At 66.0% G+C, this 600-nt stretch carries 1 protein-coding gene; it reads left to right on the top strand.

Annotated elements, in window-relative coordinates; translation table 11 throughout:
• The coding region (locus A5659_RS17520; protein ID WP_197498052.1) for an acyl-CoA dehydrogenase family protein at positions 1-600 on the top strand (600 nt) is incomplete at both ends.

The following is a 600-nucleotide window of genomic DNA, read 5'->3' as shown; positions in this document are numbered from 1 at the left end:
TGGGGCGAGCTCGCCGACCGCAATCGGCCCGTCCTGCACACCCACGACCGCAACGGCCACCGCATCGACGAGGTCGAGTACGACCCCGCCTATCACGAGCTCATGCGTACGGCCGTCGAACATGGTCTGCACGCAGCCCCGTGGGCCGACGGCCGACACGGCGCGCATGTGGTCCGGGCGGCCAAGACGAGCGTATGGACCGCCGAATCTGCTCATATGTGCGCGATTTCGATGACGTACGCCGTAGTCCCGGCGTTGCGCTGGAACCCGGAGCTCGCCGCTATCTACGAGCCGTTGCTGACCAGTAGGGTCTATGACCCCGATCTGAAGGTGCCCAGCACCAAGCCGGGTATCACCGCGGGTATGTCGATGACGGAGAAACAGGGCGGCTCCGATGTGCGCGCCGGCACCACCCAGGCGATCCCCAACGCTGACGGCTCCTACCGCCTGACCGGTCACAAGTGGTTCACCTCGGCGCCGATGTGCGACATCTTCTTGGTGCTCGCGCAGGCACCGGGCGGGTTGTCGTGCTTTCTGCTGCCGCGGGTGTTGCCCGACGGCACCCGCAACCGGATGTTTTTGCAGCGGCTCAAGGACAAG

The sequence above is a fragment of the Mycobacterium sp. 1165196.3 genome (assembly GCF_001673415.1).
Taxonomy (GTDB): domain Bacteria; phylum Actinomycetota; class Actinomycetes; order Mycobacteriales; family Mycobacteriaceae; genus Mycobacterium; species Mycobacterium europaeum_A.
This window is presented reverse-complemented; position numbering and strand designations above follow the sequence as displayed.